General features: G+C 72.1%; 20 protein-coding genes, 2 tRNA genes, 1 other RNA gene and 2 pseudogenes. 16 read left to right on the top strand and 9 right to left on the bottom strand.

What is annotated here, in order from left to right; translation table 11 throughout:
* Positions 1–87: 87 nt before the first annotated feature.
* The 3 genes from purD to ffs form a co-directional block, all read right to left on the bottom strand.
* Positions 88–1,341, bottom strand: coding sequence for a phosphoribosylamine--glycine ligase (gene purD / locus ACTWJ9_RS17165; protein ID WP_279335123.1), 1,254 nt, complete (start codon positions 1,339–1,341; stop codon positions 88–90).
* A gap of 154 nt (positions 1,342–1,495) precedes the next feature.
* Positions 1,496–3,817: a DNA polymerase III subunit gamma and tau gene (locus ACTWJ9_RS17160; RefSeq protein ID WP_443294389.1), complete on the bottom strand. Its 2,322-nt coding sequence runs from the start codon at positions 3,815–3,817 to the stop codon at positions 1,496–1,498.
* 71 nt (positions 3,818–3,888) lie between these two features.
* Positions 3,889–3,987, bottom strand: an RNA gene (ffs, locus tag ACTWJ9_RS17155) — signal recognition particle sRNA small type.
* Between the two features lie 72 nt (positions 3,988–4,059).
* Between ffs and ACTWJ9_RS17150 the strand changes: the two genes are divergently transcribed.
* The 3 genes and pseudogenes from ACTWJ9_RS17150 (at position 4,060) to ACTWJ9_RS17140 (ending at position 5,066) form a co-directional block, all read left to right on the top strand.
* A tRNA-Ser gene (locus ACTWJ9_RS17150) sits at positions 4,060–4,147 on the top strand.
* 93 nt (positions 4,148–4,240) lie between these two features.
* Positions 4,241–4,741, top strand: a pseudogene (locus ACTWJ9_RS17145) (ATP-binding protein); the annotation flags it as partial.
* Positions 4,742–4,844: 103 nt separating this feature from the next.
* Positions 4,845–5,066, top strand: a complete 222-nt coding sequence (locus ACTWJ9_RS17140) for a hypothetical protein (RefSeq protein WP_279335121.1) — start codon at positions 4,845–4,847, stop codon at positions 5,064–5,066.
* Positions 5,067–5,172: 106 nt separating this feature from the next.
* Here ACTWJ9_RS17140 and ACTWJ9_RS17135 read toward each other — a convergent pair whose 3' ends face one another.
* The 3 genes from ACTWJ9_RS17135 to ACTWJ9_RS17125 all read right to left on the bottom strand — a co-directional run bounded on the left by ACTWJ9_RS17135 (position 5,173) and on the right by ACTWJ9_RS17125 (position 10,068).
* Positions 5,173–7,134, bottom strand: coding sequence for a copper resistance CopC/CopD family protein (locus tag ACTWJ9_RS17135; RefSeq protein ID WP_279337995.1), 1,962 nt, complete (start codon positions 7,132–7,134; stop codon positions 5,173–5,175).
* A gap of 188 nt (positions 7,135–7,322) precedes the next feature.
* Entirely contained in the window at positions 7,323–7,931 is a 609-nt protein-coding gene (locus ACTWJ9_RS17130; RefSeq protein ID WP_279335120.1) for a GNAT family N-acetyltransferase, read from the bottom strand.
* Complete coding sequence (locus tag ACTWJ9_RS17125; protein ID WP_443294388.1) at positions 7,924–10,068, bottom strand: penicillin acylase family protein; 2,145 nt, start codon at positions 10,066–10,068, stop codon at positions 7,924–7,926. Before ACTWJ9_RS17125 ends, ACTWJ9_RS17130 begins: the two co-directional genes overlap by 8 nt.
* A 325-nt stretch (positions 10,069–10,393) precedes the next feature.
* On the opposite strand from ACTWJ9_RS17125, the gene ACTWJ9_RS17120 reads away from it, so the two are divergent.
* Together ACTWJ9_RS17120 and ACTWJ9_RS17115 are read left to right on the top strand one after the other, a co-directional pair.
* Positions 10,394–10,690 (top strand): type II toxin-antitoxin system VapB family antitoxin, encoded by a 297-nt coding sequence (locus ACTWJ9_RS17120; protein WP_279335118.1) that lies wholly within the window; start codon positions 10,394–10,396, stop codon positions 10,688–10,690.
* 270 nt (positions 10,691–10,960) lie between these two features.
* Complete coding sequence (locus ACTWJ9_RS17115; protein ID WP_279337994.1) at positions 10,961–11,587, top strand: LytR C-terminal domain-containing protein; 627 nt, start codon at positions 10,961–10,963, stop codon at positions 11,585–11,587.
* Between the two features lie 123 nt (positions 11,588–11,710).
* On the opposite strand, the gene upp is transcribed toward ACTWJ9_RS17115, so the two are convergent.
* Entirely contained in the window at positions 11,711–12,346 is a 636-nt protein-coding gene (gene upp / locus ACTWJ9_RS17110) for a uracil phosphoribosyltransferase (protein ID WP_279335117.1), read from the bottom strand.
* A 369-nt stretch (positions 12,347–12,715) separates the two neighbouring features.
* On the opposite strand from upp, the gene ACTWJ9_RS17105 reads away from it, so the two are divergent.
* The 8 genes from ACTWJ9_RS17105 (at position 12,716) to ACTWJ9_RS17070 (ending at position 17,224) form a co-directional block, all read left to right on the top strand.
* Positions 12,716–12,886, top strand: a complete 171-nt coding sequence (locus tag ACTWJ9_RS17105) for a hypothetical protein (protein WP_279335116.1) — start codon at positions 12,716–12,718, stop codon at positions 12,884–12,886.
* Positions 12,887–13,248: 362 nt separating this feature from the next.
* On the top strand, positions 13,249–13,797 hold the full coding sequence (locus tag ACTWJ9_RS17100; RefSeq protein ID WP_279335115.1) for a tRNA adenosine deaminase-associated protein: 549 nt from the start codon (positions 13,249–13,251) through the stop codon (positions 13,795–13,797).
* A gap of 50 nt (positions 13,798–13,847) precedes the next feature.
* Positions 13,848–14,279 carry a tRNA adenosine(34) deaminase TadA gene (gene tadA, locus ACTWJ9_RS17095; RefSeq protein WP_109376666.1) on the top strand — a complete coding sequence of 144 codons (432 nt, stop codon included), beginning with the start codon at positions 13,848–13,850 and terminating at the stop codon, positions 14,277–14,279.
* A gap of 45 nt (positions 14,280–14,324) precedes the next feature.
* A tRNA-Ser gene (locus ACTWJ9_RS17090) sits at positions 14,325–14,409 on the top strand.
* A 105-nt stretch (positions 14,410–14,514) separates the two neighbouring features.
* Entirely contained in the window at positions 14,515–14,691 is a 177-nt protein-coding gene (locus tag ACTWJ9_RS17085; RefSeq protein ID WP_443294387.1) for a hypothetical protein, read from the top strand.
* Positions 14,691–14,984: a Dabb family protein gene (locus ACTWJ9_RS17080; RefSeq protein WP_279335113.1), complete on the top strand. Its 294-nt coding sequence runs from the start codon at positions 14,691–14,693 to the stop codon at positions 14,982–14,984. The genes ACTWJ9_RS17085 and ACTWJ9_RS17080 overlap by 1 nt, the downstream gene beginning before the upstream one ends.
* A gap of 170 nt (positions 14,985–15,154) precedes the next feature.
* Positions 15,155–16,075 (top strand): RNA polymerase sigma factor SigF, encoded by a 921-nt coding sequence (locus ACTWJ9_RS17075; RefSeq protein WP_279335112.1) that lies wholly within the window; start codon positions 15,155–15,157, stop codon positions 16,073–16,075.
* Between the two features lie 246 nt (positions 16,076–16,321).
* Positions 16,322–17,224: an RNA polymerase sigma factor SigF gene (locus ACTWJ9_RS17070; protein WP_279335111.1), complete on the top strand. Its 903-nt coding sequence runs from the start codon at positions 16,322–16,324 to the stop codon at positions 17,222–17,224.
* 147 nt (positions 17,225–17,371) lie between these two features.
* On the opposite strand, the gene ACTWJ9_RS17065 is transcribed toward ACTWJ9_RS17070, so the two are convergent.
* The gene (locus ACTWJ9_RS17065) at positions 17,372–17,569 is read right to left on the bottom strand and encodes a hypothetical protein (protein ID WP_279335110.1); all 198 of its coding nucleotides are present in this window, start codon (positions 17,567–17,569) and stop codon (positions 17,372–17,374) included.
* 260 nt (positions 17,570–17,829) lie between these two features.
* Here ACTWJ9_RS17065 and ACTWJ9_RS17060 point away from each other — a divergent pair, with 260 nt between their 5' ends.
* The 3 genes and pseudogenes from ACTWJ9_RS17060 (at position 17,830) to ACTWJ9_RS17050 (ending at position 20,554) form a co-directional block, all read left to right on the top strand.
* Entirely contained in the window at positions 17,830–18,324 is a 495-nt protein-coding gene (locus tag ACTWJ9_RS17060) for a MarR family winged helix-turn-helix transcriptional regulator (RefSeq protein ID WP_279335109.1), read from the top strand.
* 13 nt (positions 18,325–18,337) lie between these two features.
* Positions 18,338–20,011, top strand: a pseudogene (locus ACTWJ9_RS17055) (MDR family MFS transporter); the annotation flags it as partial.
* Positions 20,012–20,062: 51 nt separating this feature from the next.
* Complete coding sequence (locus ACTWJ9_RS17050) at positions 20,063–20,554, top strand: PPOX class F420-dependent oxidoreductase (protein ID WP_279335108.1); 492 nt, start codon at positions 20,063–20,065, stop codon at positions 20,552–20,554.
* 36 nt (positions 20,555–20,590) lie between these two features.
* On the opposite strand, the gene ACTWJ9_RS17045 is transcribed toward ACTWJ9_RS17050, so the two are convergent.
* Complete coding sequence (locus ACTWJ9_RS17045) at positions 20,591–21,364, bottom strand: TetR/AcrR family transcriptional regulator (protein ID WP_279335107.1); 774 nt, start codon at positions 21,362–21,364, stop codon at positions 20,591–20,593.
* Between the last annotated feature and the right edge of the window lie 6 nt (positions 21,365–21,370).

Raw genomic sequence — 21,370 nt, 5'->3', positions numbered from 1 at the left:
GCAAAGGTGAGTGACGGACGGCAAAGTTCGGGCCCCGGATCCTGAGGCGGATCGGGGCCCGTGGGGTTCATCGGTGGGGGCGTGGGCTCATGCGCCCTTGGCCGCCTCCGCCGCGATGTCCGTGCGGTGCTGGGAGCCGTCGAGGCGGATCCGGGAGACCGCGCGGTAGGCACGGTCGCGGGCCTCGGTGAGATCCGCGCCGGTCGCCGTGACGGACAACACCCGGCCGCCCGCGCTGACGGTCTCCTCGCCCACCCGCTTCGTCCCCGCGTGCAGCACGTACGCGTGCGGGGCGTCCTGGGCGGCGACCTCGTCCAGGCCGGTGATCGGGTCGCCGGTGCGCGGAGGGCCGGGGTAGTTGTGCGAGGCGACGACGACCGTGACGGCGGCGTCCTCGCTCCAGCGCAGCGGCTCCAGGTCGGCGAGGTTCCCGGTGGCGGCGGCCATCAGCAGCCCGGCCAGCGGGCTCTTCAGCCGGGCCAGCACGACCTGCGTCTCCGGGTCGCCGAACCGGGCGTTGAACTCGATCACGCGCACACCGCGCGAGGTGATCGCGAGACCGGCGTAGAGCAGGCCGGAGAAGGGGGTGCCGCGCCGCCGCAACTCGTCGACGGTCGGCTGCAGGACCGACCGCGTGACCTCGTCGACCAGCTTCGGATCGGCCCACGGCAGCGGGGAGTACGCCCCCATGCCGCCGGTGTTGGGACCCTCGTCGCCGTCCAGCGCGCGCTTGAAGTCCTGGGCGGGCTGGAGCGGCAGCACGGTCTCGCCGTCGGTCACGGCGAAGAGGGAGACCTCGGGGCCGTCCAGGTACTCCTCGATGACCACCTGCCTGCACGCCTCGGCGTGCGCCTGGGCCGCCTCGAGGTCGTCGGTGACGACCACACCCTTGCCGGCGGCGAGCCCGTCGTCCTTGACGACGTGGGGAGCACCGAAGGCGTCGAGGGCGGCGGCGGCCTCGGCGGGGGTGGTGCAGACGTATGCCCGTGCCGTGGGCACGCCCGCCCCCGCCATGACGTCCTTCGCGAAGGCCTTGGAGCCCTCGAGCCGCGCGGCCTCCCTGGAGGGGCCGAAGGCGGCGATGCCCGCCGCGCGCACGGCGTCGGCGACACCGGCGACGAGCGGGGCCTCCGGGCCGACCACCACGAGGTCCACGCCGAGCCGTGCGGCCAGCGCGGACACGGCCGCGCCGTCCAGGGCGTCGACCTGGTGCAGCTCGGCCACCTCGGCGATACCGGCGTTGCCGGGAGCGCAGTGGAGCGCGGTGACGTCGGGATCGAGGGACAGAGAACGGCACAGGGCGTGTTCGCGGGCACCGCTGCCGATGACGAGGACCTTCACGGGGTCAGCCTAACGGGACCGGAGGCGTTCGCCTTGTGCGGGCTTCCGAAGGAGCGGGCCGGGCGGGTTCGTGCGTTCCTCCAACCCGCCCGGCCGCTCCATCCGTCCGGGTGCGCTCGTCCGGGTGCGCTCGCTCGCTTCCGCTCGTCCGCTCCTACTCGTTCGTGAGCTCCTCGATCACGGTCGCACCCAGTTCCCGGACGATGAGCTCCTTGCCGGAGAGGGCGGACTCGTCCAGGTCGGGGTCGTCCTCCTCGGGGACGTCGTCCTCGGGGGAGACGGGGGGCGGCTCCGGAGCGGAGGGCCGAGTCGCCGGTGCCGGTGCGGGCACGGAGGGCGCCTGCTGCGTGGAGGCGTACGCAGAGGAACCGGACGGGCCGGACATCCCCGACGGCTGGGCGGCCCCGGAACGCTGACCGGCGCCTGCACCCCCGTAACCACCGTCACCGCCCGAGCCACCGCCGCCGCCCGCGCCGTAGCCCGCAGCGCCCCCACCGCTCCGGCCACCACCGGGGGCCGGGGCCGCCGCACCGCCCCCGGACGGGTCGACGACGGCCTCGATCTTCCACTGCACGTTGAACTGCTCACCCAGGGCCTGCCGCAGCACGTCCTCGCTGCCGCTGCTCAGGAAGTTGTCCCGCGCGCCGGAGTTCACGAAGCCGATCTGGAGGGTCGTACCGTCGAAACCGGTCACCTGGGCGTTCTGGCTGAGCAGGATCCAGGTGAATCGACGGCGGTTCTTGACCACCTCGAGGATGTTCGGCCAGAGCGTGCGGGGATCGAGCCCGCCGCCACCGCCACCGGAGGGCCCGGGGCCCGCCTGGGGCGCTTGGGGTGCCTGGGGCGCAGAAGCAGGCGTGGGAACGGGAGCGGGAGCGGGGGCGGGAGCGCCCGGAGCGGCGGCCTGGGGCCGCCCGCCGCCCGCCGCTGCGGCCGTGGGCCAGCCACCGGGCCGGCGACCGCCTCCGGCGGAGGCCGCGGTGGGCCAGGCCCCCGGGGCGGGGGCACCGGACACGGGCTCGCCCGGCCCCGCAACGGGCGGAGCCACCGAAGCCGCGGCCGGAGGCTGAACGGGGGCCTGGACCGGAGCCACGGCGACCGGTGGCGCGGCGACCGGAGGCACCGGAGGCACCGGAGCCGGCGGCTGCACCGGCGAAGGCGGGAGCGAGGGCGGGACCTGCCCCCGCGCCGCGGCCCGGGCCGCGGCCGGACCGCCCCCCGGCGGAACCGGGGCACTCTCGGCCCCCCCATGGGCGCCGTCCCCCGGCACGTACCCCATGGTCGGCAGGCCGGCGGCGGGAGCGCCCGCCGAGAAGTTCACGCCCCGCTCGATCCGGTCCAGGCGGGCCATGACCGACCGCTCGTCGCCGTACGCGGCAGGCAGCAGCACGCGGGCACAGATCAGCTCGAGCTGGAGCCGGGGCGAGGTGGCGCCCCGCATCTCGGTGAGCCCCTCGTTGACGAGGTCGGCGGCGCGGCTGAGTTCGGCGGCGCCGAAGACACCGGCCTGGGCCTGCATCCGCTCGACGACATCGGCGGGAACGTCGATGAGCCCCTTCTCCGCGGCATCCGGGACCGCGGCGAGGATCACCAGGTCGCGAAGGCGCTCGAGCAGGTCGGCGACGAACCGCCGGGGGTCGTTGCCACCCTCGATCACGTGGTCGACGACCTCGAAGGCCGCAGCACCGTCCCCCGTGGCGAACGCCTCGACCACGGAGTCGAGCAGCGAGCCGTCGGTGTACCCGAGCAGGGAGGTCGCCATGGCGTACGTCACACCGTCGGGTCCGGCGCCGGCGAGCAACTGGTCCATGACGGACATGGAGTCACGCACGGATCCGGCACCGGCCCGCACGACGAGCGGCAGCACGCCGTCCTCGACGGAGCTGCTCTCCTTGTCGCACACCTCGCCCAGGTACTCCCGGAGGACCCCGGGCGGCACCAGCCGGAACGGATAGTGGTGCGTGCGCGAGCGGATCGTCCCGATGACCTTCTCGGGTTCGGTGGTCGCGAAGATGAACTTCAGATGCTCCGGAGGCTCCTCGACGACCTTGAGCAGGGCGTTGAAGCCCTGCGGGGAGACCATGTGGGCCTCGTCGATGATGTAGATCTTGTACCGGCTGTGGGCGGGCCCGAAGAACGCCTTCTCACGCAGGTCACGGGCGTCGTCCACACCACCGTGGGAGGCCGCGTCGATCTCGATGACGTCGATCGAGCCGGGCCCGTTGCGCGCGAGGTCCTGGCAGGACCGGCACTCGCCGCACGGCGTCGGCGTGGGGCCCTGCTCGCAGTTCAGGCACCGGGCCAGGATGCGCGCGCTGGTCGTCTTGCCGCAGCCTCGCGGACCGCTGAACAGGTACGCGTGATTGACCCGGTTGTTCCGCAGCGCCTGCTGCAGCGGGTCGGTGACATGTTCCTGCCCGATGACCTCGGCGAACGACTCCGGGCGATAGCGGCGGTACAGCGCGAGAGACGACACACCTACGAGGTTATAGGCGTCCACCGACATCGGGCCCCGCCCTCGGGGCGCCCCCACACGTGCGAGCCGGAAACGCGAGCGCCCCCCACGCACCCGCCAGAGCCGACCTACCCTTGCTGCCTTCCGGCCCTGGGGGAGTTCAGTCAGATAGCGCCGCGTGAGGGGCTGCGCAAAGGCTACCCCATGTCGCGGGGAGAGAACGAGTTCGCGAGCACTCCTCCCGGTCATGTAATGTTCCTCGCGGAGGATTCGCCTAGTGGCCTAGGGCGCACGCTTGGAAAGCGTGTTGGGGGCAACCCCTCAAGGGTTCGAATCCCTTATCCTCCGCCAGTGCCTCACCGGGCACGAAGTCGAAGGGCCCCACCGTTCGCGGTGGGGCCCTTCGACGTTTCCGACGCCGCTCCCGGCCTTGTTGCTCGGCGCGCCGGGGAACGCCGCCACCGGGTCGCCGACCCTTGCCTGCGGTTCTGGCTCGCGTTTCCGGATCCGCACACGGCGGAGATCGAGCGGATGTGGGGGGATCCCACTCTGAGCCGGATCGAGGAGCGGTGGACGAGCCGGCGGGTCCGTGCGATCGAGCCCCTGGTCCGGGAATCCCTCGCCCGTCTCCTACCGGACGGGCTCCGGCCCGCCGCCCCGGCGATCGGCGGGTACCGGACCCGCTGCAACGACGTCGAGATCGACCTGGTGGGCGCCGACCGGCAGCCGGTGGCCCGGCGGTTGCTCTTCCTCGGCTCGGGCGAACGGCCGGAGAGCTCCACGTTCGACGGTCACGACCTGGCCGCGCTGCGGAAGCACCGGGCGGCGATCACCGACGAGCCGGTACCGCTCGTGGCGGTCTCCCGCAACGGGATCAGCTGCTCCTCCGGACTCCAGGCGGCGTACGGCCCCGGGAAACTGCTCAGCGCCCGGCACAGGGCGTGAGCAGGGGCTGGGTTCCGGCGGCTGCGGTTCTGGTGCCGTCCGCCTCGGGCAGTTGCTCACCGGGCGCGATGCCGAACGGGCGCGCAGGCCCATACTGGTGGTGATGACAAAGCCAGCTGCACCGAAGCGCATTCTGCCCACCAGCCCCTTCAAAGCACCGGTCGCGCCGCCCCCCAAGCACTTCACGGTGGGCGACCAGGTCACACACGACATGTACGGTCTCGGCCGCGTGATCGGCATCGAGGACGGGATCGCCGCACTCGTGGATTTCGGTTCGGCGCAGGAACGGATCCTGAGCCCGTACGCCAAGATGAGCAAGCTCTGACCGGCTCCCCGGGCGGAAGCCCGGGGCCTCCCGGCTTCCTCGCCGGTGCCGTGCAGGCCCCTTCCCGTCACCGGTGCGGTTCCGGTGCGGTCCCGGCGAGGGTGCCTCAGGGGTCGATACGGAGGGAGTGGGATTCGGTCACCTGGTCCACGTCCGAGACCCTGATGGTCGCCTTCATCGTCCAGGTGCCGGGAAGGGGGAGGGTGAGATCGCTGGTGGCCCAGTAGCCGCCACGGTCGGTCAGGCCCGCGTCGATGGGGCCGACGTCCTTCTCCTCGAGGGTGAAGGACAGGCGGAGCTCCGGGACCGAGTCCAGGGCGCCGTCGGGGGCGAACGCCACCGCCTGGATGCCGTTCTCCCCGACCCGGCCCGGGTCCAGGGTGATCTGCACGCTGCCCCTCCCGCCGGGGATGCCGACGGAGTAGGGGATGGTGATCACCGTCGCCGCGGGCAGTCCGGCGATCGGGGCGCTCTCGGCCGCCTTTGCCGCCTCGGCCTCGGCACGGGCCGGGAGGGTACTGGTCAGCACCGACGTGATCAGCAGCACCACGGCCGCCACGGCCGCTTCCGCCAGGACGGAGACGCGCAGACCTCGCCGGTAGCGGTCGGGAGCGGACGCCTCGGAGGCGGATGTCTCAGGGGCGGGGGCAGCCGGTTCGGGTGACGTCCGGGTGTCGGGGGGCAGGAGTGCGGGGGGCGCGGGAGGTGTCTCGCCCGGGACGGGGGCGGTCACGAGTTCCGGAACCCGCTGCCGGCTCGCCGCCGACGCCTTCCCCACAACCGCAGCCGCAACCGCAGCCCCCGCCGTACCCTCTGTCTCCCCGTCCGCCGCGTCCGCCGCGTCCGCCGCAACCGGCGTCGCCGCCGTCGTCGCCAGGCGGATGGTCCAGCGGCGGGACAGGGCCGCCGCCAGGAGCAGGACGACCGTCATCACGAGCTTGGCGGTCAGGACCCTCCCGTACGCCGAGTCCCCGAGCGCCGTCCAGGAGCCGAGGCCCCGCCAGGACTGGTAGACGCCGGTGACCACGAGCACCGTCACGGAGAGGAAGGCGAGGCGGGAGAAGCGGACGACCGTGGCGACGGGCAGCGGGGTCCCGGCGCTGAACAGGACGGTGAGCAGGGCCACGAGGCCGCCGAGCCAGCAGGCCGTCGCCAGCAGGTGCAGCACGGACGACGTCATCGCCAGCGGGACCTGGATACCGGCCGAGGCGTGCTCGGCGGCCGCCCAGGTCAGCGCCAGCGCGACGGCCAGGACGCCGCCCACGGCGAGCTGGGCGGGCGGTGTCCGGTCGCCCGGCTCGCCGTCGCCGACATCCGGCTCACCGCGGTGCGCGACGCGGGACAGCCGCAGCAGGACGGCCGCCGTCAGTGCCAGCAGCGCCACCCGGGCCAGCAGGGCGATGGCCGGCCGCCCGGTGAGGATGCCGGTGAAGGCCGCCAGGTCGAACGCCGTCGTGGGCGCCGAGCCGTTCTCGTACGGGGCCCGCAGGACGAGGAGGGCCAGGGTGGCCGTCAGCAGCGTCCACCAGCCCGTGACCAGCGGCATCCGCAGCGGGGCGGTGTCCGGCGGGCGGCACAGGGCCGCGAACGCCACCGTGCCGATGAGCAGGGCGGCGGCGACGTACGCGAGGTAGCGGCCGGTGTTGTAGAGGCTCGAGGTGACCGGGTGTTCCGCCGGGTCCTCGGGCGCGGCGGGTGCGGAGGGCGAGGGCTTGCCGATGGAGAACGTGAAGGCGCCGGAGACGGGGTGGCTGTCCGCGGAGACCACCCGCCAGGCGACCGTGTAGGTGCCCTCGTCGAGCCCGTCGGGCAGGTCGACCCGCGCGGTGTCCGACCTGTCGTCGGCGTGCCGCGGTTCGCCCAGCTTCACCCGGTGGTTGTCGGGGCTGTAGACCCGGAACGAGTCGTCGAGCAGGGCGACGGACTCCGTGAAGGTCATGGTGACGTGCTGCGGGGCGGTCTTGACGACGCTTCCGTCCTCGGGGACGGCCTCGCGGACGGCCGCGTGCGCGCTCGCCGGGCCGGCGCTGCCGAGGAGGAGCAGGACCAGCACGGTGCCCAGCAGCACCAGCCCTTGAAGTCGCCGGGTTCCGCGGACCGTTCCTCCGTCGCGTCCGCCCTCGCCCGCCGCTCCACTGCGCCGTCGCTGCACGTCGTTTTCCCGCCTTCCGGCAATCCGGCTTCAGACTGAGTACGGAGGGGAGGCACCGAACACTCACCTCCCCGGCAGAGATCACCACGGTACGGGCGGGGTCGTCACCCGCCGAAGGCCGCCTCCCGGGTGAGGAAGGCGAGTCGGGCCCGCTTCTCCGGCAGGTACACGTCCGGCAGGTCGATCTCGGGCAGGACGACCGCGGGGCCGGCCGTGAAGCCCTGCCGCAGGAAGCGGGTGATCGCCTTCTCGTTGGCCACGTCCGGGTCGACCACCACCCGCTCGCGGTCCGGGCCCCGCAGCACGAACCCGACGACGGTGGCGAGCAGCGCGGCCGTCCACCCGGAGCGCGCGCCTCCCGGGGAGGCGGGGGCGAGCAGCAGGTGGAGGCCGATGTCGCCGGGTTCGACGGGGTAGCACTCACCGACCCGGTCGGCCTCCGGTTCGTAGGTCTGGAACAGGGCGGCCGGCTCACCGTCCTTGACGAGGAGGTACGCGTGGTGGGTGTCGAGCGTGTCCATGTGGGCGTAGATCTCGGCCACCTGCCGCTCGGTGAGGCCGTTCATGCCCCAGAAGACGGCGCGTTCCCCGCTCACCCAGCGGTGCAGCACGGGCGCGTCGGCCGACGGGTCGAGCGGCAGGACGCGCAGAGCGCCGAAGCCGTCGACCACCTGCTCGTGGACGGCCGCACGGGAGTCGTACGGGTCAGACATCGGTCTCCTTCCGCAACCGCGCCCAGTCGGTGACGACCGGGACGAGATCTCCCGCGAGCCACAGGGCCAGTTGGTCTCGGTGATGAGGTGATTCCGGGACGCCCGAGGCGCCGAACGGCACCACCCAGCGGCTGTCCTCACGGCGGGCCAGGTCCCAGACGTACCGCGCGGCCGGGCCGCGCGCCGCGAGGTCGGTGAGACCGGGCACGGAGGAGGTGCACAGCACACAGTCGTGGTCGCCCGACAGACCGGGCTCGTCGTACGGCGTCGTGGGCGGCAACGCCCGCCAGGGCGCCGACCGGTGGGTGTCGCCCCAGGTACCGGCAGGGGGCCGGACGGCCACCTCCTCCAGTGCCGCGCGGACCGCGGCCGGGCGGTCGACGCCGTACAACTCTTCTGCGGTCAGGAGGTGTTCGAGCGCGAAGCCGATGCGGGGGAGCAGCGCCAGCCAGGGCAGGAAGACCTCCGGCCAGGCCGGGGGCGTGGTCAGTGCGGCGAACGCGGGGTGCTCCGCGAGCCGCCGTACGACCGCGCCGCGCACCGCGGCGAAGACGGCCGCGTCGGCGCTGTCCGCGTCCATCCGCCGGTTCCAGCGCAGCAGCCGGTCGCGCAGACCGGCCGCCGGTCCACTCAGGCCGTCGAGGGCGGCGAGGTGGTCCAGCAGGGCGGTGGCGGAGGCAAGGTGGGTGTCCCTGTGGAGGGCGGGCATGTCGGCCGCGGACCAGTGCTCCTTCCGCGCGAGCAGGGCGGCGATGCGGTCGGCGCGGTGCGGCGGTGCGAACTCGACCCCGAGGGGGGAGGCCGGGCCGCGCTGGTTCGCCATCACGGCGACACCGTCGGTCAGCCCGGCGCGCGGCGGCTCGTGCCATCCCCGCCAGTCGTGGCCGGGCTCCCACGCGGGCACCGGGCGGATCCCGTTGGCCTCGGCCCGGACCGGCACCCGGCCGGCCACCCGGTGCAGCGTGCCGCCTTCGGTGTCGGCGGCCTGGATCACGTTGACGGGCTCGGCCCACAGGTCGACGGCCCGGTCCACGTCGGCGACCCGGCGGGCCCGCAGCAGCGGCAGCAGGGCACCGAAGCCGAGGTCCCCGGTGACCCGCGGCGGGTAGCGCAGGGCGAGGGCGACCGGGGGCGCGCCGGGCTCGGGCACGCCGTCGTCGAGGCCCTCGGGACCGCCGATGACCACCGGCCCGCGATCGGTCTCGATCACCTCGACCCCGACCGGTTCCTCGCCGGCGACCTCGATGGTCTCGGTGTGCCGGGCGGCCCGCCGCCAGACCCCGTCCGGACCGAGCGCCTCCACCCCGTCCCCCAAGCTCTCGGCTTCGCTCGAGCAGGGGGCACCCCCATCGGTGCGCCGCAGCTGCTCCCGGTAGAGGTCCTGGTAGTCGGCCATGGCGTTGGTGATCGCCCAGGCGACCGTGCCGGTGTGACCGAAGTGGGCGATGCCGGGGACACCGGGCACGGCGAGGCCGACGACGTCGAACTCCGGGCAGGACAGGTGGATCTGCTGGTAGACGCCGGGTTCCTCGATGAAGCGGTGCGGGTCCCCCGCGATGACGGCCCGCCCGGTCACCGTCCGCTCCCCCGCGACCAGCCAGCCGTTGCTGCCGGAGGTGCCGGGGCCGTCGGCGGCGAACAGTCCGACGGCGTCCGCGCCGAGGTGCGCGGCGACCCGCTCGCGCCAGAGCTTCGCGGGGAAGCCGGCGAACAGGATGTGCGTGGCGATCCAGACCGCGAGCGGTGTCCAGGGCTCCCAGCGGCCGGGCGTGAGGCCCACCCGGGCGAACTCGGGGGCGGTGGCGGAAGGCAGCCCCTCGTTGACGCCCGCCACGTACGCCCGTAGCCAGTGCGCCGTCCCTGTGTCCCGCCGTTCCCGCCGTTCCCGCCGTTCCAGCTCGGCGAAGCAGCGGCGGGCCGTGTCGGCCAGGCGGGCACGACGGGCGAAGCGGTCCCAGGGGAGGGCCTCGGGGCCGAGGAAGGACGCCGAGGTGCCCTGTGCCCTGTGCCGCTCGACCTCCAGTTGCCAGGCCCGGTCGAGGGCGGTGACCCGGCCCTGGAGACGGGCGAGTTCGACCGCGTCGTCCGCGCGCAGATGCGGGATTCCCCAATCGTCCCGAAAGATCTCACCGGTCACCGCGCCCCCATTCTCTTAAGGTTAGGCTTCCCTAAGTAAACCGTGGGCGGAATCGTACGCGAAGGGTGAGTACACGAGAGGGCGGGGCCGGGAGGGCCGGTGGGACCGCGGAGTCCGCGAAGGCGACCGCGGCGTGGTCACGGCGTCAGCCGCGCGCCCCGCCCCAGGTGACGGGTATCACGGGGAGCATCCGCGGGAGAAACGTGTCGGCAACCCGGCCACACCCACCCCCTTTGACGGAAATCGACCATGACCCGCCCGGACTTGCCCACGTGTCCGAGCCGTGAGGCTGCGCCCGGAACGTCTCGACCGGTAGGCTTTCCGTGTGATCTTCAAGCGCATCGGAAACGGCCGGCCGTACCCCGACCACGGCCGGGAAAGCACCCGGCAGTGGGCGGACGTCGCGCCGCGCCCGGTCCGCCTCGATCAGCTCGTCACGACGAAGCAGCAACTCGACCTCGAGACCCTCCTCGCCGAGGACTCGACCTTCTACGGCGACCTCTTCGCGCACGTCGTGAAGTGGCAGGGCGACCTCTACCTGGAGGACGGACTGCACCGCGCGGTGCGGGCGGCGCTCCAGCAGCGCCAGGTCCTGCACGCCCGCGTCCTCGAGCTGAACTGACCCTCCCCGGACTCCAGCCGGAGGGGATCCCCGCCGGTCCGTCCGTACGGAGCCGGCCCCGGCCCGGAAGCCCGCGGTGTGCCGCCGGGCCCCTTCGGCTTCCCCCGGTCGACCCGCCCGCGCTCGACCCGCCCGCGTTCCCGGATGAAACCTGGCCGAGCCCGCTTTGGCCCTTTCGGGTTGGACTGTGCGGCATCCGATGATCATCTGGTAGGCATTACCGTCGGAGCGCACTACGCTGCGCCCATGAGCATGCTGACTCCTCCCGGCATGGGCGGCCAGTACCGGATCCGGGGTGACAGGTACCCGCGGATGCGCCGACCCCGTCGCCGCGGCAGGCTCGTCGCCCTGACCACCGCGTCCGTCGCGGTGCTCGGCGTGGCGGGCTGGGGCACACTGCAGCTCTTCGACGTCTTCACCGGCGACGGAAACCCCGCCTCCGCCGTCGGCGTCAAGGCGGGCTGCGTCCCCAAGGCGAGCCCCTCGCCGAGCCCGAGCCCCGCCCGCAGCACCGCGCTCCCCGAACCCGGCCGGATCACGGTCAACGTCCTCAACGCCACGACCCGCAGCGGCCTGGCCCAGAAGACCGCCGACGAGCTGAAGAAGCGCGGCTTCAAGATCGGCGACATCGGCAACGCGACCGAGAAGTACGACAAGAAGGTCAAGGGCACCGGTGTGCTGCTCGGACCCACGTCCGCGCTCACGTCCTCGCTGCCGGTGCTCGGCGCTCAGCTCACCGACGCCGAACGCCGTACCGAGGCCTCCCGCAAGGGCGGCGAGCTCGACCTCATCATCGGCGACGGCTTCACCCGGCTGACGGCGACAGCGGACGCCGACCGGGCCCTGACCGCACTGACCGCCCCCAAGCCGACGCCCACCGCGAAGAAGAGCTGCTGAAACCGCGGCGGCCGCACGGGAGCAGCGGCTCCCGGACGGCCGCGGTGCAGGGACCCACGCGCGTACCGACGAGGGTCCACGCGTGCCACCGGGCCACCGCCCGGTCTGGATTCGGCTGTCCGGCTATTCAGCCGCCCCGTACATCCGGTCCCCCGCGTCGCCGAGGCCCGGCACGATGTAGCCGTGCTCGTTGAGGCGCTCGTCGACCGACGCGGTCACGACGGTCACCGGGGTGCCGGCCAGCTCGCGCTCCATGACCTCGACGCCCTCCGGCGCGGCCAGCAGCACCACGGCGGTCACGTCGTCCGCGCCCCGCTTGATCAGCTCCTGGATCGCGGCGACCAGCGTGCCGCCGGTGGCGAGCATCGGGTCCAGGACGTACACCTGGCGGCCGGACAGGTCCTCCGGCATCCGGCTGGCGTACGTCGCCGCCTGCAACGTCTCCTCGTCGCGGATCATGCCGAGGAAACCCACCTCGGCGGTCGGCAGCAGCCGGACCATGCCGTCCAGCATGCCGAGACCGGCCCGCAGGATCGGCACCACCAGCGGGCGCGGGTGGGACAGCTTGACACCCGTGGTCGGCTGCACCGGCGTCCGGATGTCGACCTGCTCGGTGCGCACGTCACGCGTGGCCTCGTAGGCGAGCAGGGTGACCAGCTCGTCGGCGAGGCGGCGGAAGGTCGCGGAGTCGGTGCGCTGGTCGCGCAGCGTGGTGAGCTTGTGTGCGACCAAGGGGTGGTCGACGACGTGGAGACGCATGTCCCCACATTAACCGGGCCGAGCCGGGCCCTGTTCCCCGTGGGGGCAAGCCCTTCGGCCCGCCACCACTCCTTCGCTGGCGTCAAACCGCCTGTCCGGGGGAAAGTGGGAGGGACGGACTGGGGTGATGAAGCAATGCCTGAGCGGGATTCCCGAGACGAGCCGTCGACACGCAGGACAACCGGACCATCCGGAACGCCCGGGGCACCCGGGGCACCCGGGGCACCCGGTACATCCGACACGCGCGGAAGCGGCGGGGCAGCCGGCAGCACGCGCGGCGTATCCGGCGCATCCGGCATGACCGGTACGGCCGGCGGATCGGAGGGGTCCCACGTGTCCGGGGTGTCCGGGGTGTCCGGGGTACCCGGCATGACCGGCCCGCCCGGGGCGGACGAGACGGAGGCCGAGCGGCGGCAGCGCCGTGCCCGGTTCCTGCGCGAACTCGCCGAGGCCAAGGAACTGCGCAACCGGGTCCAGCCGCGCCGCGCCAAGGCGGCCCGGCTGCGGCACGCGATGCGCATGCGCTCCTTCCGCTGGTAGCGCCCCCGCAGGGGATCCCCCGCCAGGCCCCCCGGTGGGCACGGCACCGAACGGGTGAGCCGGGTGCGGGAAGCGCACGATGCATGCGGGTGTTTACCGCGGTGGCCCTACGGGCTGGACGGGCAGAGCCGCGTACGATCCGCGTATGGCGAGGGCGAGCACGTCGGCGGGTTCCCTGCGGGAACACCTCGGCGGCGTGGGTGCAAAACTGCCGGACACAGGGGGCCGAAGACATCCCCTGACGGCCTTGTTTCTGCCACGATTCCGAGTGGGCGGGGGCGGGCTCGAAGAGCAGTCCCCGTCCGCAACCTCCGCCGGGGGGACCCCCGACCGGCACACCTAAGACCAGTGGGAGAGTCACGGTGTACTTCGCCGCACTGCTCGCGCGCACCGAAGACGGGTGGGAAGCGAGCGACACGGAACTCGACGATGTGGAGACCCTGTCGGATCTGGCCGACCTGGCCCGGCAGGCCGCACCCGACGAGGACACGGTGCTCGTACTGATCGAGCAGGAGGACGGCTGGTTCGGCGTCGTCCGCGTGGACGGCGAGGAGGACCCTCGCATCTACGTGTCCGACGCCGCGGCCGCCGCCCGCAGCAGTTACGGCGAGATCCTGCTCACCGACGAACTGCTCGGCCGGCAGCCCGGCGACGACGGCCCCGACCTGGACGCCCTCGACCTCGACGGCACGGAGGACGGTGAACCGGACGCCGACGACGCTGACAGCGCCGACGAGGCCGTCGCGGACTCCGGCTCCGGCGAGCCCGTGCCGCACGGGCCGGTCGGCGACGCCCGGGTCCTGGACGACCTGGGCGTGAGCGAGAAGGAGCTGCGCTCGCTGTCCGGGGACGCGCTCGGCGAGATCGCCGAGGTCCTGGGTGTCTCCGAGGTCCTGGAGACCGTCCGCTGACCGGGAACACCCGCCCGACCGACCCGGTGCGCGACCCCTGGCGGGCCGCGATGCGGCTCGCCCTGGACGAGGCCGAACTGGCCGTCCGGGGCGGGGACGTGCCCGTCGGCGCGGTCGTGCTGGCACCGGACGGCAGCACCGTGCTGGCCTCCGGGCACAACGAGCGCGAGGCCGGCCCCGACCCCACGGCCCACGCGGAACTGCTCGCCCTGAGGCGGGCCGCCGCGAAGCTGGGGGAGTGGCGGCTGGCCGGCTGCACCCTCGTGGTGACGCTGGAGCCGTGCACGATGTGCGCGGGCGCGATCCAGCAGTCGCGGGTGGACCGGGTCGTCTACGGCGCCCGGGACGAGAAGGCCGGCGCGGTCGGCTCCCTCTGGGACGTCGTCCGCGACCGGCGGCTCAACCACCGGCCGGAAGTCGTCGAGGGAGTGCTCGCCGAGGAGTGCGCCGACCTGCTCACGGCGTTCTTCCGGAACCGTTGAATACCGATTTCAAACCATCGCGCCCCGTGCTGTAAGGTCTCCCTCGGTAGCGTGTCCGAGCGGCCGAAGGAGCTCGCCTCGAAAGCGAGTGTGGCGCAAGTCACCGTGGGTTCAAATCCCACCGCTACCGCCGGTGAAGGGCCCCGTCGTCAGACGGGGCCCTTCGTGCGATCATGGGCCCGCTCGGCGCGTACGGGTGACGCCGGTGCACCACAGTGACAGGGGGAGGGCCGCGATGGCGGTGAACGCGAAGAGGATCGCCGTCTATGTCCTCGCGGTCTTCGCGCTGTATGTGATCATCACGGACACCGACAAGGCGGTCGACTACGTCCGGATAGCGTTCGAGGGCGTCTCCGACGCCGCGAACGCCGTCGGTGACTTCATGACCTGGATCGCGAACGGAGGAGGCTGATGATCCGCCACCTGGTCCTCTTCAAGCTGAACGAGGGCGTCGAGCGCGACGATCCGCGCGTCGTGCGGGGCGTGGAGGCGTTCCGTTCGCTCGACGGCGAGATCCCGGAGATCCGTTTCTGGGAGTGCGCCTGGAACATCAGCGACCGGCCCATCGCCTACGACTTCGCCATCAACTCGGCGTTCGAGGACGCCGAGGCGCTGAGCCGGTACGTGGAGCACCCGAAGCATCAGGCGGGCGTCGGGCTGTGGCGCGAGTTCGCCACGTGGGTGATCGCCGACTACGCGTTCTGAGCCTCCGCCCCGAAAGCCCTCCACCATGACGGTGGAGGGCTTTTGCGCGCCCTTGGGAATGAACCGCCCCTCAACACGGAATATGCGGTGCTTGCACACAGTGAGCATGTCTTGTGATGCTATGACCGCTTTTGACGGATGAGTCGACCGATGAAGAGGTGGCGTTGACCGTGTCGGCCAGTACTGCGCCGCCCCAGGACCAGGTGTCCGCCCTGACCCCGGCTCCGGCTCAGTCCCCGGACTCGACCGCCCCGGCCCCGAACCCGACTCCCCCCTCCACGCAGCCCCCCGCAGCCCCGCCCGCGCCCGCACTGTCGCCAGCCAAGCGTCGCGGTGCCGACACCCGGGCCCTGACCCAGGTGCTGTTCGCCCAGCTCAAGGATCTCGAGCCGGGCACGCCGGAGCACACCCGGGTGCGCACGGCGCTCATCGAGGCCAACCTGCCGCTCGTGCGCTACGCCGCCGCCCGCTTCCGCTCCCGCAACGAGCCGATGGAGGACGTGATCCAGGTCGGCACCATCGGGCTCATCAACGCCATCGACCGCTTCGACCCGGAGCGGGGCGTGCAGTTCCCGACCTTCGCGATGCCCACGGTGATCGGCGAGATCAAGCGGTACTTCCGCGACAACGTCCGCACCGTCCACGTGCCGCGCCGGCTGCACGAGTTGTGGGTGCAGGTCAACAGCGCCACCGAGGACCTCACGACCGCCTTCGGACGCTCCCCGACGACCGCCGAGATCGCCGAACGGCTGCGCATCAGCGAGGAGGACGTGCTCTCCTGCATCGAGGCCGGGCGGTCGTACCACGCGGCCTCCCTCGAGGCCGCACAGGAGGGCGACGGACTCCCCGGCCTGCTGGACCGGCTCGGCTACGAGGATCCGGCGCTGGACGGCGTCGAGCACCGCGACCTCGTCCGGCACCTGCTCGTCCAACTGCCCGAGCGGGAGCAGCGGATCCTGCTGCTGCGGTACTACAGCAATCTCACCCAGTCGCAGATCAGTGTGGAGCTCGGCGTCTCGCAGATGCACGTGTCCCGGCTGCTCGCGCGCAGCTTTCAGCGGCTGCGGTCCGCGAACAGGATCGACGCGTAACCCCAAAGGGGACAATCGCTCACTAGTGCCCATCCGGTCGCTTCCAGGCTGAAACACCGCCAGTTCCCTTGTTTTCAGGGCTGGTTCGTCACTCGGATGTCGACATGTCACTACAGCGCGTTGCCGACATGTGACATTCTGCGGGAAGCGCGTTTGCCGAGGCTCCGGCTCCGGTATTCAGGTGAGGGCTGCGTTCCTCGGACGGGAACGTTCGCCCCGACCGTCCCGCGACCCAAAGGGGGTGGCATGTCCGCAGACCAGGGCAGCTCGAAGGTGCTCACGCTCGCGGAGAGCGAGACAGCTCCCAATGCTCTCGACTCACTCGGCCCCATCGATGACGTCCCGGCCCTCGCGGCCGCGCCCGCTCCACAGCTTCCGGACACGGCGGCCATCGACACCCGCACCCTGTCCCGCTCCCTGTTCCTGCGGCTCGCCGCACTCGACGAGGACAGCCCGGAGCGCGGCTACGTCCGGGACACCCTGATCGAACTCAACCTCCCGCTGGTGCGGTACGCCGCAGCGCGCTTCCGCTCGCGCAACGAGCCGATGGAGGACATCGTCCAGGTCGGCACCATCGGGCTGATCAAGGCGATCGACCGCTTCGACTGCGAGCGGGGCGTGGAGTTCCCGACGTTCGCGATGCCGACGGTGGTCGGCGAGATCAAGCGGTTCTTCCGCGACACGTCGTGGTCGGTACGGGTGCCGCGCCGGCTGCAGGAGCTGCGCCTGGCGCTCACGAAGGCCGGCGACGAGCTCTCCCAGAAGCTCGACCGCTCCCCGACGGTTCCCGAACTCGCCGCGGTGCTGGGCGTGTCGGAGGAGGACGTCGTCGACGGCCTCGCGGTCGGCAACGCGTACACGGCGTCCTCACTGGACTCCCCGGCCCCCGAGGACGACGGCGGCGAGGGCTCCCTCGCGGACCGCCTCGGCTACGAGGACACGGCACTGGAGGGCGTGGAGTACCGGGAGTCGCTCAAGCCGCTGCTCGCCAAGCTGCCGCCGCGCGAGCGGCGGATCATCATGCTGCGGTTCTTCGCCAACATGACCCAGTCGCAGATCGGCGAGGAGGTCGGCATCTCCCAGATGCACGTCTCCCGGCTGCTCACCCGGACCCTGGGCCAGCTGCGTGAGGGCCTCATCTCGGACTGAGTACGACTGAGCACGGCTGAGCCACCGGTCGGCGGCGCGTCGGCGACCGCCGCCGCGCCGTCCCGGAGCCTCAGCCCCGGGAACGCGGACCTCTGGCCGCCGGAACGCCCCTCGCGGGCGTGACGGCGGCCTCCGCGTGTCCGGTCGTCAGGTCAGTGCCAGCCAGGCCACCGCCGCGACGATCGCCACCACGGCGACGACACCGATGATCAGGCCGATACGCGGACCGCCACCGCTCGTCGCGGCGGCCTGCTGCCCCTGAGGGGCGTCGTCGACGAACGCGCGGAACATCTGCGTGCTGCCGGCGGGGTCGTGGTTGCCCTGGGGGGCCTGGGAGTTAGCCATGGCCCGAGACACTAGCGAATTGCCGACGCGGGCCCCAAGTGGGGGCGTACATAACGCGCCTGACCGCGTCCGCCGTCGGCCGGCCCGGCCTCGGGCGGGGGACGCCCGCTCCTGAGCACGCGGCGACAGGGCACTCACCTGCAGGTTTACGATTCGCAATACTTGCCTTTGCCAAGTTTTAAGGCGCCCGACCCCCGTTTTACTTGTCTGTGGCAACCATCCACTTCTATCGTTGCCCTAAGCAACAAATGGGAGGTGTGATGGCCGGGCAGGCGCAGTACGAGGAGCTCGTACGGCAGCTCAGTGCTTTCAGCGCGGTGAAGCGGGAGCTCCGCCGGAACATGCCGGCCGACTGTCACAGCGGCTCCGCCGCCGTGCTGACGGCACTCGGCCGCCACGGCGACATGCACATGAGCAGGCTCGCCGAGCTGCTCGTCCTCGATCTGTCGGTCACCAGCCGCCACGTCGCCCATCTGGTCGAGCGCGGGTGGATCGAGCGCTCCCCCGACCCGGCCGACAAGCGCTCCCGCATCCTGCGTGTCACCCCGGCGGGCCACGCCCGGCTCGACGAGCTGTTCCGGCAGACCACGCACCTGCTCGCCGAGCGCCTGGACCACTGGTCCGAAGAGGAGATCGGACAGCTCACCCAGCTCATGGCCCGGCTCAGGGACAGCTTCGGTGACTGCCGCCCCACGCCCCGTGCGACGCCGCCTCCCGGCCCCGCGGAGACCACGTACACGCCCGCGCACGTCTAAGAGAAGGAAGCCCATGGCAACGACCACACCGACCGGTGTGCGGGATCATGCCAAGCACGGGGGAGGCTCCACGGACAGCACTGCCCCGATGACCCACCGGCAGATCCTGGAGGCACTGTCGGGCCTGCTGCTCGGCATGTTCGCCGCGATCCTGTCCTCCACCATCGTCTCCAACGCCCTGCCTCAGATCATCACCGACCTCGGCGGCGGCCAGAGCGCCTACACCTGGGTCGTGACGGCCGCGCTGCTGTCGATGACGGCGTCCACCCCCCTGTGGGGCAAGCTGGCCGACCTGGTCAGCAAGAAGGTGCTGGTCCAGCTGGCCCTGGTGATCTTCCTCCTGGGCTCCGTGTTCGCCGGCATGGCGCAGAACTCCGGCATGCTGATCGGGGCCCGGGTCGTCCAGGGGCTGGGCGCCGGCGGGCTGACCGCGCTGGCCCAGATCATCATGGCCGCGATGATCTCCCCCCGGGAACGCGGCCGTTACTCCGGCTACCTGGGCGCGGTCTTCGCGGTCGCGACCGTGGGCGGCCCGCTGGTCGGCGGCGTGATCACCGACACCTCCTGGCTCGGCTGGCGCTGGTGCCTGTACGTCGGTGTGCCGTTCGCGCTGATCGCCCTGGTCGTCCTGCAGAAGACGCTGCACCTGCCGGAGACCAGGCGCAAGGTGAAGGTCGACTGGGCCGGCGCCTTCTTCATCACCGCGGCCGTCAGCCTGCTGCTGATCTGGGTCACCTTCGCGGACAACAGGTTCGCCTGGCTGTCCTGGCAGACGTACGTGATGCTCGGGGGCGCGTTCCTGCTCACCCTGGTCTTCCTCTTCACCGAGACGAAGGCCTCCGAGCCGATCATCCCGCTGCGGCTGTTCCGCAACAGCACCATCACGCTGGCCTCGGTCGCCTCGCTGTTCGTCGGTATCGGGATGTTCGCCGGCACCATCTTCTTCAGTCAGTACTTCCAGCTGGCGCGGAACGAGTCCCCGACCATGTCGGGCGTCCTGACCATCCCGATGATCGCCGGCCTGTTCGTGTCCTCGACCGTCTCCGGTCTGATCATCACCCGGACCGGCAAGTGGAAGGCCTGGCTGGTCTCCGGCGGTGCGCTGCTGACCGCCGGCCTGGGACTGCTCGGCACCATGCGCTACGACACCCCGTACTGGCACATCGGCGTCTTCATGGCGCTCATGGGCCTCGGCGTCGGCATGATGATGCAGAACCTGGTGCTGGCCACCCAGAACCAGGTCGCCCCGAGCGACCTCGGTGCCGCCAGTTCGGTCGTCACCTTCTTCCGGTCGCTCGGCGGCGCGGTGGGCGTCTCGGTGCTCGGCTCCGTGATGACGACCCGGATCAGCCACTACGCCGAGGAGACCATCGGCACGCTGAGCCCGCAGGAGCAGGCCGGTGCCGCCAAGGCACTCGGCTCCGGTGAACTGCCGGACATGGACCTGCTGCCCGCGGGCATCCGCACCTGGCTGGAGAGCGCCTACGGACACGGCATCGCCGACATCTTCCTGTACGTCGCCCCGGTCGCGTTCCTCGCCTTCCTGGTGACCCTGTTCATCAAGGAGGTCCCGCTGCGGACCACGGGCGCGCTGACCCAGGCCGTCGAGGCCCGGGTACCGGCGACGACCGCGGCGGCGACGGGACCGGGGACGGCTCCGACCACGGCGGCGACGGTCGAGGCCCCCGGCCCGGAGTCGCGCCGCTCCCCGGACCCCGAATCCGCCTAGGCTGCCCCCATGGCACCGAACATCGCGACGAACACCCGTGTCTCGCTCGACGAGTTGCTGGACTTCGTACGCCCCCGGCACCGCGCGATCCTGCTGACCCGGCGGGCCGACGGCGGTCCCCAGGGCTCCCCGCTGACCTGCGGGGTCGACGACTCGGGCCGGATCGTGGTCTCCACCTACCCGGAACGCGCCAAGACGCGCAACGCCAAGAGGGACAGCCGGGTGAGCCTGATCGTCCTCAGCGACGAGTGGAACGGGCCCTGGGTGCAGATCGACGGCACGGCCGAGGTCGTGGACCTGCCCGAGTCGGTGGAGCCGCTGGTGGAGTACTACCGGAACATCGCCGGGGAACACCCCGACTGGGACGAGTACCGGGCGGCCATGGTCAAGCAGGGCAAGTCGGTCATCCGGATCACCCCCGAGCGGTGGGGGCCGGTGGCGACGGGCGGATTCCCGGCGCGGCTGGTCGAAGGGAAGCAGGGCGAGCAGGGCGAGCAGTAAGGAGCCGGGAGCACGAGGGGAGAGCGCGGAGGCGGGTCAGTCCCGGCTCCGCGCCACCATCACCTCGATACCCGCCACCAGCAGGTCCAGGGCGAAGGCGAAGTCCCGCTCCATCATCTCCTCGACCGTGTCGCCGCCCCGGGCCTCCATGGCCTTCGTCGACTCCTCGATGACCCCGGCGGCACCCGGCCACCGCGCCACCTCGGTCATGGCGTGCCGGTGGTATGCGTCGGGGGTCATCCCGGTCGCGGCGACCCGGGTGTGGAAGTGGCTCTCGATCGTGCCGTATCCGTACACGAACTGGAAGACGGCCGAGATGGCACCGGTGATGCCGTGCGCCGGCAGCCCCGTCCTGCGGATGACCTGCTGCACGGCCCCGGAGAACGACAGCGATCGGGGCCCGATGTTGAGGAACCTCCCGGCCAGCGGCGACAGCCAGGGGTGGCGCACCAGCATGGCCCGGTACTCCCCGGCCAGCGCGCGCACCTGGTCGCGCCAGTCCTCGTCGGCGTCCGGGGCGGGCAGGGCGAGACCCTCGTAGGCCGTGTCCAAGGCGAGTTCGAGCAGGTCGTCCTTGGTGTCGACGTACCAGTAGACGGACATCGCCGTGACGTTCAGCTCGGCCGCGAGCCGCCGCATGGAGAACTTGTCCAGGCCCTCGGCGTCCAGCAGCCGCACGGCGGCCTCCGTGATCCGCTCCCGGTCCAGCCCCGACGGCTGTCCGCCGCCGCGTCCGCCGTGCCGGGCCCTGTCCGTCAGCCAGACGCTGGGGCGTGCCGAGCCCCCGGACCGCTGGGCTGCCCTCGCCATGGCGCA

The sequence above is a fragment of the Streptomyces sp. GDS52 genome (assembly GCF_052246875.1).
GTDB lineage: Bacteria > Actinomycetota > Actinomycetes > Streptomycetales > Streptomycetaceae > Streptomyces > Streptomyces cathayae.
This window is presented reverse-complemented; position numbering and strand designations above follow the sequence as displayed.